This is a genomic window from Shimia sp. NS0008-38b, assembly GCF_040370365.1.
Lineage (GTDB): Bacteria > Pseudomonadota > Alphaproteobacteria > Rhodobacterales > Rhodobacteraceae > Shimia.
In genome coordinates this window covers 269744-283846 of record NZ_BAABWQ010000001.1, presented here as the reverse complement: position 1 = coordinate 283846, position 14103 = coordinate 269744, and the positions used below count along the sequence as shown (strand labels likewise).

At 54.6% G+C, this 14103-nt stretch carries 18 protein-coding genes, 1 tRNA gene and 1 other RNA gene; 7 read left to right on the top strand and 13 right to left on the bottom strand.

The features are described from left to right. The first annotated feature begins 109 nt into the window (after positions 1 to 109). Together ABWV47_RS01420 and ABWV47_RS01415 are read left to right on the top strand one after the other, a co-directional pair. Entirely contained in the window at positions 110 to 1042 is a 933-nt protein-coding gene (locus ABWV47_RS01420; protein ID WP_353308053.1) for a LysR family transcriptional regulator, read from the top strand. Positions 1043 to 1077: 35 nt separating this feature from the next. Beyond that, positions 1078 to 1154 (top strand) — tRNA-Ile (locus ABWV47_RS01415). A gap of 50 nt (positions 1155 to 1204) precedes the next feature. On the opposite strand, the gene ABWV47_RS01410 is transcribed toward ABWV47_RS01415, so the two are convergent. Continuing rightward, the gene (locus ABWV47_RS01410) at positions 1205 to 1711 is read right to left on the bottom strand and encodes a hypothetical protein (protein WP_353308052.1); all 507 of its coding nucleotides are present in this window, start codon (positions 1709 to 1711) and stop codon (positions 1205 to 1207) included. 128 nt (positions 1712 to 1839) lie between these two features. Here ABWV47_RS01410 and ABWV47_RS01405 point away from each other — a divergent pair, with 128 nt between their 5' ends. Then, complete coding sequence (locus ABWV47_RS01405) at positions 1840 to 2259, top strand: SufE family protein (RefSeq protein ID WP_353308051.1); 420 nt, start codon at positions 1840 to 1842, stop codon at positions 2257 to 2259. A 49-nt stretch (positions 2260 to 2308) separates the two neighbouring features. On the opposite strand, the gene ABWV47_RS01400 is transcribed toward ABWV47_RS01405, so the two are convergent. The 12 genes from ABWV47_RS01400 to ABWV47_RS01345 form a co-directional block, all read right to left on the bottom strand. Next, positions 2309 to 2536, bottom strand: a complete 228-nt coding sequence (locus tag ABWV47_RS01400) for a ribbon-helix-helix domain-containing protein (RefSeq protein WP_353308050.1) — start codon at positions 2534 to 2536, stop codon at positions 2309 to 2311. After that, positions 2533 to 2706: a DUF4169 family protein gene (locus ABWV47_RS01395; RefSeq protein ID WP_353308049.1), complete on the bottom strand. Its 174-nt coding sequence runs from the start codon at positions 2704 to 2706 to the stop codon at positions 2533 to 2535. The genes ABWV47_RS01400 and ABWV47_RS01395 overlap by 4 nt, the downstream gene beginning before the upstream one ends. An 85-nt stretch (positions 2707 to 2791) precedes the next feature. Continuing rightward, a complete protein-coding gene (gene fumC, locus ABWV47_RS01390; RefSeq protein WP_353308048.1) occupies positions 2792 to 4186 on the bottom strand; it encodes a class II fumarate hydratase in 1395 nt (464 codons plus the stop codon). A gap of 348 nt (positions 4187 to 4534) precedes the next feature. Continuing rightward, entirely contained in the window at positions 4535 to 5092 is a 558-nt protein-coding gene (locus ABWV47_RS01385) for a class I SAM-dependent methyltransferase (protein ID WP_353308047.1), read from the bottom strand. A 114-nt stretch (positions 5093 to 5206) separates the two neighbouring features. Then, positions 5207 to 5677 (bottom strand): SspB family protein, encoded by a 471-nt coding sequence (locus tag ABWV47_RS01380; protein ID WP_353308046.1) that lies wholly within the window; start codon positions 5675 to 5677, stop codon positions 5207 to 5209. Positions 5678 to 5757: 80 nt separating this feature from the next. Continuing rightward, entirely contained in the window at positions 5758 to 7014 is a 1257-nt protein-coding gene (gene chrA, locus ABWV47_RS01375; RefSeq protein WP_353308045.1) for a chromate efflux transporter, read from the bottom strand. Between the two features lie 51 nt (positions 7015 to 7065). After that, a complete protein-coding gene (locus ABWV47_RS01370; RefSeq protein WP_353308043.1) occupies positions 7066 to 7497 on the bottom strand; it encodes an ester cyclase in 432 nt (143 codons plus the stop codon). Positions 7498 to 7728: 231 nt separating this feature from the next. After that, positions 7729 to 8081: a transfer-messenger RNA gene (gene ssrA, locus ABWV47_RS01365) on the bottom strand. A 115-nt stretch (positions 8082 to 8196) separates the two neighbouring features. Continuing rightward, positions 8197 to 8844: a TenA family protein gene (locus tag ABWV47_RS01360; protein WP_353308042.1), complete on the bottom strand. Its 648-nt coding sequence runs from the start codon at positions 8842 to 8844 to the stop codon at positions 8197 to 8199. A 78-nt stretch (positions 8845 to 8922) separates the two neighbouring features. Then, on the bottom strand, positions 8923 to 9546 hold the full coding sequence (locus ABWV47_RS01355; protein WP_353308041.1) for a ferric reductase-like transmembrane domain-containing protein: 624 nt from the start codon (positions 9544 to 9546) through the stop codon (positions 8923 to 8925). A gap of 9 nt (positions 9547 to 9555) precedes the next feature. Beyond that, positions 9556 to 10041 carry a peptidase associated/transthyretin-like domain-containing protein gene (locus ABWV47_RS01350; RefSeq protein WP_422065133.1) on the bottom strand — a complete coding sequence of 162 codons (486 nt, stop codon included), beginning with the start codon at positions 10039 to 10041 and terminating at the stop codon, positions 9556 to 9558. 113 nt (positions 10042 to 10154) lie between these two features. Beyond that, the gene (locus tag ABWV47_RS01345) at positions 10155 to 10883 is read right to left on the bottom strand and encodes a FadR/GntR family transcriptional regulator (protein ID WP_353308040.1); all 729 of its coding nucleotides are present in this window, start codon (positions 10881 to 10883) and stop codon (positions 10155 to 10157) included. An 88-nt stretch (positions 10884 to 10971) separates the two neighbouring features. Between ABWV47_RS01345 and ABWV47_RS01340 the strand changes: the two genes are divergently transcribed. The 4 genes from ABWV47_RS01340 (at position 10972) to ABWV47_RS01325 (ending at position 14083) form a co-directional block, all read left to right on the top strand. Next, the gene (locus tag ABWV47_RS01340; RefSeq protein WP_353308039.1) at positions 10972 to 11733 is read left to right on the top strand and encodes a DUF2182 domain-containing protein; all 762 of its coding nucleotides are present in this window, start codon (positions 10972 to 10974) and stop codon (positions 11731 to 11733) included. An 80-nt stretch (positions 11734 to 11813) separates the two neighbouring features. Next, on the top strand, positions 11814 to 12443 hold the full coding sequence (locus ABWV47_RS01335; protein ID WP_353309541.1) for a DUF1326 domain-containing protein: 630 nt from the start codon (positions 11814 to 11816) through the stop codon (positions 12441 to 12443). Between the two features lie 24 nt (positions 12444 to 12467). After that, the gene (locus tag ABWV47_RS01330; RefSeq protein ID WP_353308038.1) at positions 12468 to 12989 is read left to right on the top strand and encodes a DinB family protein; all 522 of its coding nucleotides are present in this window, start codon (positions 12468 to 12470) and stop codon (positions 12987 to 12989) included. Then, on the top strand, positions 12980 to 14083 hold the full coding sequence (locus tag ABWV47_RS01325; RefSeq protein ID WP_353308037.1) for a dimethylsulfoniopropionate demethylase: 1104 nt from the start codon (positions 12980 to 12982) through the stop codon (positions 14081 to 14083). The genes ABWV47_RS01330 and ABWV47_RS01325 overlap by 10 nt, the downstream gene beginning before the upstream one ends. The last annotated feature ends 20 nt before the right edge of the window (positions 14084 to 14103 follow it).

Sequence of the window (14103 nt, the reverse complement as noted above, 5' to 3'; positions counted from 1 at the left end):
ATTGGCATGTTTCTGAGCTCAGCATTGGCTGGCTATTGGAAAATAGACTGTTAGGTTACATCTTGTACCATACCAGAGCCTCTATTAGGCATAAGGAAAGCTAATACCCATGGATCGACTTGGACTGCTTGAAACATTTGTGAGCGCGCTAAACGAAGGCAGCCTCTCTGCAGCCGGGCAGCGCCGCGGGATTTCGCAATCTGCTGCCAGCCAGCAAATTCGCCAACTTGAGATCCATTTTGGGCAACAGTTGTTGCACCGTTCACCACAGGGGGTAACAGCAACGCGCGCAGGGGTTTTGGTGCGCGAGCACGCACAGCGTTTGCTGGAGCGCCACGATCTGATGATGGCAGAGCTTGAGGCTTTGCACAAAGACGTGGCAGGCACCATTCGCATCAGTGCCGGTCACTTTCTAGGGCGCGCAATCTTTGGGCCGGTGTTGGTAGAGTTGGATAAAGCCCATGCCGATTTGGACATCGTGATGCGCTCAGAAGACCGTTTGGTGGACGTGGTACGTGAAGGCTACGATCTGGCCATTCGGGCCGGTTCAATGGGAGAGACGTCCGGATATGGCCGCAAGATCGCATCTCTGGAAACTGTGTTTTTTGCAAGCCCGGCCTATTTGGATCAGCACGGGCGTCCGAACAAACCCGAAGATTTGCTGTGTCTGAAATTCATTCAGCATCGGGAAGACAAAACACTGGGCTATTTTCCGATTACCCAAGAGGGCGTGGAATTTCAGGCACCGATCCGGGTTGGCTTTACCGCAGATGATCCGCACGTCATTTTGAACGCAGTGCGCACCGGTGCCGGATATACCCGTGTGCCACGAATGTTGATTCAGGAGGAGTTGGAGGCTGGTGTGTTTGAGGTGATGCTGACCGACTATGTTGCGCCCCCCAAAGATCTATTTGCGATCACCCCCACGCGATTGATTGCGGGGTCTAAGGTGGAGTTGGTGATCAATGCCTTTGTGGCCAAATTGAACGAGATCGCAACCGCGCCTGCAATTGCCAACACAAATAACAAACTGACCGCTTGACGTTATGGGCCGCATTTCATAACCAAGCATCCGGCGGGCCTGTAGCTCAATTGGTTAGAGCAGAGCGCTCATAACGCTTTGGTTGCGGGTTCAAGTCCTGCCGGGCCTACCAAATCCGCTGTAAAGTCAAAGAACTACGTGATCAGATATGTTGCGCGTGCGTCAGCGTACGCGGGTGTCTTGGCTGTTGGCGGCTGCTCTGATGCGCACCACCCGTGCACCCGCCAGTTGCTGATCGGTCAAAACAACCGCAGCCGTTACTTCGCGGGTCACATCAGAGCCACCAACAACAGGTTCTTCAGGGACAATACCCATCAGGTTGAGGGTCAAAACACCGCCTTCAACAGCGCCGCCATTTGCCGCTATCAATCGGATGTTGTTTACACCATGAACTGCGGCGACGCCCACTGCGAGGATCATCTGTCCTTCAGGCACACGGTGCGATTCTGCTTTGATCACCTGCTGAATGGGCTGTCCGACGTAGGCATTCTGTTCCTGACTGGAAAAAAACGAGCGCCCGTCTTCTGTTTGGTCCGGAATCAGGGGGTTCACATCTGTTTGAACAGCGCTTTCGCGATCACGCCCCCACCAATTGGCTGGATTCCAACGGGATTGGCAGGCCGACAGTGTGAGCGTGGCTGTCAACAGAAGCAGGGTGGGTATGCGCATCGATAGGCCTCATTCTTTGGGGTCATGGGTTATCCTATTCGCGACGACTTGAAAAGCGTCTATGGCGGGGCTGGACCTTTTGAGCCTTCCCGCTTAGGTGAATGTCATCAATCAGGAGAGCCACGAACATGGCGACGCAAGCGTTTGAAGACATTGTCGAAGATTTTGAGTTCATCGAGGACTGGGAAGATCGTTATCGGTATGTGATTGAACAAGGCAAGGACATGCCAGAGCTTCAAGAAGCTTTGCGTGTGCCCGCCACCAAGGTAGACGGTTGCGCCAGTCAGGTTTGGCTGCACCCCAAAATTGAGGCTGGCGTGTTCAGTTTCGAGGGGGCAAGTGATGCGATGATTGTGAGCGGTTTGATTGCGGTGTTGCGCAAGCTCTACAATGGGTTGGCTGTGTCAGACGTATTAGACGTGGATGCCCGGGCCGAAATGGAACGCTTGGGCCTTAATGAGCACCTGTCATCGCAGCGGTCCAATGGTTTGCGCGCGATGATTGAACGGATTCGTTTGGTGGCTGGTGAGGCCGTAAAGTTGTCCTGACGCGCGTGTCCTCAGCTGGGGATCGTTGTGGCCAATTGAAGCCTGTCAGCTACGTGGCGGACGCGCGTTTGCGGTAGTGATTCAATACAAAGAGTCGAATGGCAGTGGCCAGACCAGCTTCCAAGTCGCGCTCTGCGTCAATCTGAGCCGCAAGTTCATTGATCGGAGTATGTGTCTCTGCCGCGATTTCACGGAACGCGCGCCAGAAGTCATCTTCGAGTGAAACGCTGGTGCGGTGCCCCCGCAGGGTAAGCGATCGCTTGATTGGTCGGCTCATTCGCGCTGTTTTCCGTCCAAATCTTTGTCAGCCTTTTCAGCTTTGGCTTTGTCGAGGTTTTTCTGGGCCTTGGTGCGGCCAAACTTGACGGCATTTTCTTCGGCCAAGGCTTTCTTTGCAGCGCGGGTTTGTGCCTTGCGAAAGGTATTGAGATTGATGATGTCTGCCATAAGACCAATATTGCGTTGGTTGACGGCAAAAGAAAAGAGGCGGTTTTGGGGACCGCCTCTTTGAAATCACATGTTGGATGTAGGATCAGTCCTTGGGGCCGACCATTTGCTCAGGACGTACCACTGCATCAAAAGTTGCCTCGTCCACAAACCCTAGCGCGATGGCCTCTTCCTTCAGGGTGGTGCCGTTTTTGTGCGCTGTCTTGGCAACTTTGGTTGCGTTGTCATAACCAATGGTAGGCGCCAGCGCGGTCACCAGCATCAAGCTTTCTTTCATCAGCTTATCAATCCGGGGCTCGTTGGCTTGGATCCCGTTGAGCATACGCTCTGTAAAGCTGTCGGCCACATCGCCCAGAAGCTGCATTGATTGCAACAGATTGTAGGACATCATCGGGTTGTAGACGTTGAGCTCAAAATGGCCTTGGGAGCCAGCGAATGTCATCGCAGCGTTATTGCCCATCACATGTGCTGCAACCTGTGTCATGGCTTCGGCCTGAGTTGGGTTCACTTTGCCAGGCATGATGGACGAACCTGGCTCGTTTTCCGGCAAGATCAGCTCCCCAAGACCTGAGCGCGGGCCAGACCCCAAGAATCGGATGTCGTTGGCAATTTTGTACATCGCGCCTGCGACAGTGGCCAAAGCGCCAGACATAAAGACCATGGCATCATGGGCCGCCAATGCTTCGAATTTGTTGGGCGCTGTGACAAACGGCAGATCGGTGATCTCAGCCATGTTGGCCGCAACAGCTTCGCTCCAGCCGTGCTGAGTGTTTAGGCCGGTGCCGACAGCCGTGCCACCTTGAGCAAGCTCATAGATGCCGGGTAGGGCGGCGTTAATACGGGCAATACCTTGGCGAATTTGGTGGGCGTAGCCGCCAAACTCTTGGCCCAGTGTAAGTGGTGTGGCGTCTTGTGTGTGGGTGCGGCCGATTTTGATGATGTCTTTGAATTCATCAGACTTGGCTTCCAAACCTTCGGCCAATTTGGTCAGGCCGGGCAGCAGGACATCGCGCACGGTCATGGCAGCGGCGATGTGCATCGCAGTGGGGAACGTGTCGTTAGAGGATTGCCCCATGTTGCAGTGATCATTGGGGTGAACTGGGTCTTTTGAGCCAATCACGCCCCCAAGGATTTCAATCGCACGGTTGGCGATCACCTCATTGGAATTCATGTTGGATTGCGTGCCAGAGCCGGTCTGCCAGACAACCAACGGGAAGTTGTCATCAAACTTACCCGCAACCACTTCGGACGCAGCCTCGATCACCGCATCGGCGATTTTTGCATCCATTTTACCAGTCGCTTTGTTCTGCATGGCGCAGGCCTGCTTGATAACGCCCAAAGCGCGCACAATGGCAACCGGTTGCTTTTCCCAGCCGATCGGGAAGTTCATGATCGAGCGTTGGGTTTGTGCGCCCCAGTATTTTTCGGATGGAACCTCAAGTGGCCCAAAGCTGTCGGTTTCGGTGCGGGTATCTGCCATCGTGACCTCCGGTAAAATATGTCACGAGTGTCATAGCGGAACGGAGGCAAAGTGCAATGCTGTATACCATGGGATACCGCTAACAAATGCCAAGTTTCGTGCGTCGGCCAATGAATGTATGGCCCAGCAACGCACTCAAAACCATGCCCTGGCATCATAAGCAGTGTTGGCACAAATTGTTTGGCGCAACAGTTTTTGTCATCTGTGATTTCAAAGAGCGCGGCATGAGTTTGACAAGCAGATCAGCTTTGAGTTCAAACTCCAATGAAAATTGGGGGTCAATTTGGCCCAGCCTTAGCTGATGGCCGATTTCTGGACGCACCAAAAGGACCGAGACCCTCAGTGGAGTTACTGTGCCAATCGCGTGAATTGGTAGACGTGTGCCGGCGGAAGGTTGGCCCAAACGATACCGCGACGTTTCGACGTGATGCCAAGCTCGGCCTGCATCTGCGCTGAAATTGGGGCGGTGGGGCTGTAGGTGATTTGGGTGAAGATTCCGTCCGGTGCCATCACTTTGAGAGCCCGACCGACCACTTCGCGCTGGATGGCAGGACGCGATAAAACGGGAACGCCCGAAACCACAGCGCCAACACCTTTTAAACCAGTGCTTTCAATATGCTGTGCGGGTCTGTTCAAGACATTCACGCCGGGAAATTTCTCACGAAGTGCGTCGCAGAACCTTGGATTGAGCTCCAACAACGTAAGACGTTCACGCGCGATACCGAGGTCCAGAATTGCCTTTGTGAAACTGCCGGTGCCTGGGCCAATTTCGACAATCGGGCCGGACACATGTTCTAAACCGCTTGTCATCAGTTTGGCGGTTGCGGCGGAAGATGGCGCAAGCGCCACCACTTGAGAGGGGCGGCGCATCATTTCACCGATGAATACTGCAATGTCGTTTGCCATGAGCCTGTGCCTTAAGAAAAACCTAAGGTGAATGCACACTGCAACCCCCTTTGGACGCAAGAGCCACAGGTCGAATTTCAAGAAAGTTTCACAGGCAGCTGATGGCTGCGTTGGCTATTTACGGAAGCTGTCCAGAGACACCACATCTGCATCTTTGCGTGGTTCTTCAACGATTTCCTCGAGATTGATCTCTTCAGGGAGTTCGTCCAAGACCTCTTCTTCGCCATCTTCTTCCTGTGTCTCAAACCGAAGACCAAATTCCACCGACGGGTCAACGAAGGTTTTGATGGCGTTGTAAGGAATATAGAGCGGCTCCGGAGAATCACCAAAGTTCAGTGTGACAGCAAACCCCTCGTCGGTGACTGTAAGATTGTCGTACCAATGCTGCATGACAACCGTCATTTCACCGGGGTAGCGATCCGCGAGCCACTCCGCGATTTCAACATCCGGGTGTTGGGTATCAAACGTAATGAAGAAATGATGCTCTCCCGGCAACCCGTCAGCTTGCACGTCTGCCAGTACGGTCTGAATCAGACTGCGCATGGCGCGATGCATAAGGTTTCCGTAGTCGATAGTTCCGGACATTGCAGGGCTCCGATAGTCTACTTCTTCGACAATAACTCATTGTGCGGGAAACGAAAGATGATCATCAGCAAAAAAATGCGTTAGACGAGATTCAAAAGTGTCGCTGCGCATGCAGAAAGGACTAGAACAACCAAGAGCGGCAACCTAAGGGCGATCAGCGCTGTGATTGCGATTGCAACAAGCGCACTGGCTCCCAGATCAAGACTGTTCAGAACTGGGAGGGGGCCAATGGTTGTTGGCACGACATCCGAGAAAAGCAGATTGATCGTAAACCAGAGGCTCAAGTTCATGATCACTCCGACAACAGCGGTCGAGATCAAGTTGAGTGATTGACTAAGACGCGGTGCTGACAGGATGCGAGAAACATGCGGCGCACCAGCAAAAATCCAGAGAAAGCAAGGAATGAAGGTACACCAAAGCGCGACGAGACCTGCCGCAAAGGCCATCATAGGGCCGCCTTGGAAGACGCCCGAAACCGTCGCGACAAACTGTGTCACCAAGATCAATGGACCGGGCGTGGTTTCTGCAAGCCCCAAAGCATCCATCATTTGATCCGTGCTTAACCAACCAAAGTCCTGAACCACTGTTTGAACCATATAGGCCAAGAGCGCGTAGGCACCACCAAAACTGACGACCGCCAATTTGGAGAAAAACAAAGCCACGTCTTTTAGAAACCCGCCGTTGAACACCAAGATGGCAACGGGAATGGCCCACAACGTCCCCCAAATTGCAATCGCTTTGAGCGATGAGCGGGTCGCAGAGTCTCGGGAAACATGGGGGCTGACAACGGCCTTCACAGGCTCATTGGAAGGCACAACAAACCCCAGAATACCTGCTGCGAGAATAACCGCAGGAAAGGGCAGGGTTGCCGTGTAGAGCGCCGCAAAACTCAACGTTGCAACAGCGATGTCTAACCGCTTTCTCAGCAATCGACGAGAAAGCTTGATTAAGGCCTGAAGAATAAGGGCAACAACCGCGGCTTGAACGCCGACGAAGGCGGCGGAGACCAATGGTACATCGCCGTAGTGGGCGTAGCCTGCCGCCAAAAGAAAGATCAGCGCAGCACCCGGCAGCACAAACAGTGCACCAGCTATGACGCCGCCCAATGTGCCACGCAATTTCCAGCCGCAAAACGTTGCCAACTGCATCGCTTCGGGACCAGGCAGAAGCATGCAAAAAGACAGAGCCCCAAGAAACTCTTCTTCCTTGAGCCAGCGAGCACGGTCGACAAGCTCCTGATGCATCAGGCCAATTTGCGCCGCAGGCCCTCCGAATGAAAGAAGGCCGATACGCCCAAAGACGCGGACTAGTTGCGATATGTCAGGTGTCTGAGACATGCGCCAATGGCTATCGACGCAGGTCTCAGATGCAAGTGAATTCTGTTCTCCCTAGGCGACTTTCTGACCGGTCAAGCACAATGCCATTGTCTGCTCAGGCAAGAAGCCCATCTTCTCGAAAAATGCGACAAGATCAAAGTTGTTGTAAGCTTCGACCATGACGGACTCTTCAAACCGAACGAACAACTGACCAAAGCCTGTTATTCTTTCGCCCGTGACAGGGTTCATTATGCTCATGGTCCACAAAGCTGCGGCCCAGTCACCATCCACCATGACTTTCTCAACACATACAATTGGATCTTCGACCAGCGCGAGATACATCGACGCCATTTCACGGAAATCCTCTGGGCCGACATCAAAGCCAGGCAAAACGCCTTCGGCTGTGCTGTCAGGTCGGAACATTTCATCGATGGCATCCAAGTCTTGCTCCACCCAAACGCGGCGGAACCAGTCCTCGATGATCTGTTTTTTATCAACAGTCATATTCTATTGCCTTCTATTTATCCCCATAGCGTAACGCTAGGGACCAAAAAGTAAGCGAAAGGTTAAAAAATAAGGTCAAAATTGGTCAAAACTGTGAATTTGACCAAAAAGACCAAAAATCACTCTATTCGAAGGTTGATTTACAAAAGGTCAAGATACGATCGCCCAATAAATCAAAGAAATTTGAGCGATATTCGCCGACTATCTGACGCGGTGATTCTCTGTGTGAAAAGTGCAGGTTTCTGTTGCCAGGTACCTGCGAACCCCGCCTTAGGTCGCTAAACCCAAGGAGTTAGTTTCGGCGACATTTACAGCTTACGCTGCAACTGCCATTGCCGGAGCACGATTGTCATTTGCAATTGTACAGTTTTCGCCGATAACGGTGGCAGACAGCCGAGACAAAGCTAACTTCTTTAGACGTCCGTCGATCCTATTTCGTCCCCATGATCCCCAAATGAAGGATGTTTGGTGGAGACGCCGGGTACCGCCCCCGGGTCCGATCCGTTTATTGCAAGCGCGTTTATGTCCATAGTCCCCGAAGAGACACCCTCTAGATAAGCCCGTTGCGCGGGGGGTGCAAGCCGCTGTTAACGGGTTTTTTGAACGTCGGTATCGCATCTGCATTGCGACTGTATCGCGGAGGTGCCAATTGTTGTGCCGTAAAAACCGTTATTGGACCGGGCGTTGCGCCTCATTGTGTCACGCGGTGTGGGCCGCATCCCAAAAGGCGCGCTCCAGTTTTGTGGCCCGCAAAAACAAGGTTTCAACTTCGCCCTGTGCAGCCGAATCCAAACCTTCCCATGTCTTGTCGAGCTGATCACGCAGATAGGCTACGACACCTTCAAACCCGTCGCCTGCGTGCAGGGTGATCCATTCGGCAAAGTAGAATGGCAACTCAGGTTTGGGCGGATTCACCGGGGATGCCCAGCTGAGATAAACCCATTCAGCGACAACCAGCACCGCCAGCATCAACTCGTACCGACCGGACTCTGCGGCCTCAGTCATGAGAGCGATAAAACCTGCCGTAGGGGCCGCAGGCGGAGGTGTTTGCGCGGCCGCGTCCATGTCCAGCGCCTCAAACGCGCGCAGAAAATAGGTGTTCTCTGGCCCAGTCACCACAGCCAAGAATTGTGCGCCAGGCACAGAATCCGCCAATGTCGGGGCTTTGGCGATGGCGCTGGCCAAGAGACGTACAAAACCGTCGATGAATTGGTAGTCCTGCGCCAAATACCAACGCATCTTGTTCAGCGGCAGCGTGCCCTCGGCCAGCTCTGTGCAAAAGGGGTGTGTGGTGGCAGCAATCCAGTCGTCGCCTGCAAGCTGTCGCAAATGGTCTGTGGGGCGCATTGGGGGTCTCCTGAAGATCGGTCTTGTGGCCGGTTTCGTCGGAGAAAACCCCGCGCAGGCCAAAGTTGCAAGCAGGATTCAGCGCGTGCGCCTAGGGCGACGGATACGGATATCAAACAGCACCCAAGCGGTGATTGTGAGGACCGCACCGCAGGTGAGCCACTTTGAAGCAATCCCCATTGTGCCCTCGATCAGAAGCGCGTGCACCACAGTTGACAGAACCACCACAACCGCAAGCGTGTTGTGCAGGATGCTCCAGTGCAAAAACCTTAGGGGCAGTTTTTGGCGCAAGGTCACAAGCAGCGCCGTGATGATCAAGCCCCAGAGCGCCACAACCCCATAGACGGAGAAAGGCGTTGGTGAGACCAGCAAGAGAGCATCAAGCGTGTCCGGTGGGCTTGTGAGATAAAGACCGCCGATATGCGCCACCACAGATACCAAGATCAGGCTGCCGGTTGCACGGTGCCACATACGAGAGGCACGTGGCCGAAGACCTGGCAGCAAGGAACCTGCGAGCAGAGGCTGTAGCAGAAAGAGCAACAAGGCGAGGATGCCGGCAAATCCAGCAGCGATATAGATTGGTTGGCGGCTTGCCAAATACGGGCTTTGGGTGGCCACAAGTAATGGTGTGACCAAAGCCAAAGCGAGGGCGCCCCAGATGAGCGCGTTTTTGAAGCGGGAATGCAGGGGCTGATCTGCCATAGCGGCGGGTTAGGCGCGAGTCAGCACAAAGTCGACGGCAAGAGACGTGTCACTTGCGCTTGGCATCACGGGGCGCAGGAAGACAGTTTTGAACGATCCGTCATCATAGGCCAGATGTGCGTGGGGCTGACCGAAGTTGGGCACGATCTGCTCCATCTCCAAATGATAGGAGCCATCCGCCTGTGTCAGAACTGAGCCATGATTGCGCGGTTCCCGCTCCCCACCCAGCGTGGTGGCGGCCCAGATTTGAATGCGGGCGTTTTGGATGGGTTGGCCGGTGCCTGCGAGACGGACGTTGCCTGAGATGTGAAACCCATTGCCCAGCTTGTCCACCAAAGGGGCATTTGGGCGATAGTTGTTTGAGCCGCCGCGCATGGTTTGCGTTGGCTTGAAGGATTGGGCGGTGACAGGGGATGCCAAACCGGTGGCAAAGGCGGTTGTGGTCAGACCGGCCCCGATCAGAAAACGGCGACGGGTATAGAAGGGCGCTTGCATGGCGGGCTCCTTTGAAAAAGCGAAGGTGTCATTCCTCTACGTTTCAGTGTGCCACATCAGTCGGTTTTTGCCGTGCACATATTTGTGAAGGCCCGGATTTGAGAACGTCCGGATCAGCGTTTGGCACGCGCCGCCATCGCCTCTTCGCCCAGTGTCAGCGTGTAGGCCGTAAGCTCCGCCAGCGCTGTGTCTGCGGCTGCGCCGTCATGTTTCTCAAGCGCATCCGCAATGCGGGTGTGCAGGCCGATGATCACGTCGCGGTTGCGTTGGGTGAAGGTGATCATGTTCATGAGTGGCTGCATGGATTCCACAGCGCCCGCCAGTTGGTAAGACAGAACCGGGTTTCCCGCGCCATCCACAAGCGCGCGGTGAAACGCCACATCTGAATCGCAGAACCTCTCATCGGAGAGGCCAGGCTGCGCTTGGCGATGAATTTCAGCGCGCATGGTCGCCAGATGGTCGGGTGTGCGGCGGGCCGCAGACATCGGCGCACAGGCACGCTCCAACGCATATCGCGCTTCGCAGGCGGTTTCAAAATCCACAGCGTTCATAGACAGCAAAAGCGTGCTGGTTGTGATATGTTGCGCATAAGCTTCGTCATACGACAGCCGCCGGACAAACGCGCCGCCCGTTGCACCGCGTTGGGTGCGGATCAGATTTTGCGCCGCCAAACGTTTCAGAGCTTCTCGTACCGTGGGGCGAGAGACTTGGAATTGGTCCGCCAACTCTGACTCAGAGGGAAGGCGTTCGTCGACAATCATGTCACCAGAAATGATGGCATCGCGGATGGCCTTGGCGATTTGAGCCGACAGATCGGCGGGGCTTTTAGGGTCTATTTTCAATTGTCTGACATTTAGTGTTTGCTGTGCATTTAATTGTCTGACATTTTAAACTCAAGAAGTGAGTCGCGGCAAGAGGAGGAGTGCCGAGATGATCGCAGATCGCATTCGTTCCATGACCGGTTTTCATTGGATTTCGCTGTTTTTTGGCATCCTGTTGGCTTGGGTTGTGCTTTTTTTGATGGCGGTTCCGGCAGAAATGCGCGCATTAAACGCGGTTTACGGCGCCGATTTTTGGGAAAGCCTGTGTACAATCACGCCGGACGCCGCCGGGTTTGCACGTGTGCTGCTGATGTGGATTGTGATGAGCGCCGCGATGATGGCGCCAACAGCGTTGCCAGCATTCGCAACCTATGATGATCTGTCACGCCAAACGTCACATGCGAGGTTTGGCCCTTTGGTGGCCGGTTACTTGGTGATTTGGATTGGTTTTGCAGTGGTTGCCGCTGCGGTTCAGATGGGACTGTTTCAAGCGGGGTTGATTGGGGCTCTCGGCGAAAGCCAGTCTGCGGTGCTCTCGGCTGGACTGCTGACGATCGCAGGGCTCTACCAGTTCTCAGCGCTCAAAGATGCCTGCCTGAGCAAGTGCCGGATGCCCATCACATTCTTTCTGCAGCATTTTGACGACGGGCCATGGCGCAACGGATTGCGCTTGGGCGCGACATGTCTGGGCTGCTGCTGGGCGTTGATGCTGTTGGCTTTTGTGGGCGGCGTTATGAACATTGCGTTCATGGGGCTCGCAACTGTGATTATGATTTTGGAAAAACTGCCTGAGATCGGGCGGTGGGTGACGAAGCCATTGGGGCTGGTGCTGCTGTGCAGTGCCGCCTTTGTGGTGGCAAGCGCCTTTTGAGGAACACATAAGGAGGATACGTTATGGCATCAGACCGCATTGAGGCGCCCGCCAAGATTGACAACCGCCATCCGGAGGCGATGAAATCTGGGCTTGGGACGATCCCATGGACCATCAAGGGTGAGCTTATCCTCAATTGTAACTGCACGGTGTTCTGTCCCTGTGTGGTCAGCTTGGGCCTGCATCCGCCCACAGAAGGCCACTGTCAGACATGGGGCGGTGTGCGCATCGACGAAGGTCAATATGGCGATGTGGACCTGTCAGGATTGAACATCGGTTTGTTGATAGAAATTCCGGGCATGATGAGCCGCGGAAATTGGAAAGTGGCGCTGTTTATTGATGATCGCGCCTCCAATGAAGCCTACAACGCCCTGGTCGATATCTTCAGCGGCAAAGCCAAAGGCACAACCGGTCTGTTTTCCGTGTTGGTGGGCGAAATCATTGGCGTAGAGCGTCAACCGGTTGCCTATGAAACCGATGGCAAAACACGCCATATCACCGTTGGACGCAAGATTGACGGTGTGGTCTATCCTGTTGAAGGAAAAGACAAAGACGAAGAGATCGTGATCTCAAACACAAAGTACTGGATGGGGCCTGACATCACTGTTGCCACTGCCAGCAAGGGCCGTGTTCGGGCCTTTGGTCGGGTGTGGGATTTTGACGGTCGGTCCGCTGAAATCTGCCAGATTGACTGGCACGGCCCTCGATAAAACTCGACGCCAAAGGAGCGCGAAATGTCACTGATCACCCCGCAATATTGCCAGATGATGGCGCGTTATAATACGTGGCAGAACGCGCAGATGCGCGCGGCCTGCACGTCCCTGACCGAGGAAGAATTGCGGGCCGACAGGGGCGTGTTTTTTGGCTCGATCATGGCCACGATCAATCATCTTGTGTGGGGTGACACCATTTGGATGAGCCGGTTTGATGGGGGTGCGGCCCCCGCAGTGCCAGCTGCAGAGCACAAAGAGATCTGCGCAACCTTTGCCGAATGGGGCGCGGCGCGTGAGGCCATGGATCAGCGCATTCAAACTTGGGCTGACGCGCTGACTTCTGAAGAGATCGGTCAAGATTTATCTTGGTTCTCTGGGATGTTCCAGCGTGACTATCAGATGCCCAAGTCTGTGTGTGTGGTGCATATGTTCAATCACCAAACCCACCATCGCGGGCAAGTGCACGCCATGCTGACCAGCGCCGGTCAAAAGACCAGTGACACGGATTTGATCTTTATGCCGGGGATTGAAACATGGCCCTGATTTCTCTCTCGCGTCGGCTGCGGCGCACCCCATTTTCCGACGGCGTAGACGCGGCCGGTGTGAAGGCCTTTACGGTCTACAATCATATGCTTTTGCCAACCGTGTTCCGCTCTGTTGAAGAAGACTACCGCCATCTCAAAAGCGCAGTTCAGGTCTGGGATGTGGCTGTGGAGCGTCAGGTGGAGGTGCGCGGGCCAGATGCCGGACGGCTTTTGCAGATGCTCACGCCACGTGATCTGCGCGGGATGCTGCCGGGGCAGTGTTATTACGTGCCGATTGTGGATGAAACGGGCGGCATGTTGAACGATCCGGTGGCGGTGAAACTGGCCGAAGACCGGTGGTGGATTTCGATTGCAGACAGCGATTTGTTGTTTTGGGTCAAAGGCATCGCTTATGGCTACCGGTTGGATGTTTTGGTGGATGAACCAGATGTCAGCCCGCTCGCGGTGCAAGGACCAAAAGCCGAAGACTTGATGGTGCGGGTGTTTGGCGAAAAAATCCGTGACGTGAAGTTCTTCCGATTTGGATGGTTTGAATTTCAAAACCGCAGCCTTGTTGTGGCGCGATCAGGGTATTCCAAGCAGGGCGGGTTTGAGATCTATGTTGAGGGTGGCGACATCGGCATGCCGCTTTGGAATGCGCTTATGGAGGCGGGCAAAGATCTGGACGTGCACGCGGGCTGTCCCAACTTGATTGAGCGGATCGAAAGCGGCCTGCTGAGTTATGGCAACGATATGACCGATGACAACACCCCACATGAGTGTGGTTTGGGACGGTTTTGCAATACCAATACGGCCATCGGCTGTGTGGGGCGAGATGCGTTGCTGCGGGTGGCACAAGAGGGGCCAGTGCGTCAGATCAGACCGATCGAAATCCACGGAGGCGCTGTGCCGGCCTGTGATCAGCTTTGGCCCATCATGGATGGCAATGACCACGTTGGGAACATCAGTAGCGCGGCGTGGTCGCCGGACTTCAACACAAACGTCAGCATCGGCATGGTGCGGATGACCCATTGGAATTTCGGCACCGAGGTGGATGTGGTGACGCCGGACGGTGTGCGCCCAGCAACGGTGCATGAAGCCTTTTGGCAATAGCGAAACACGCCGAAACCGGA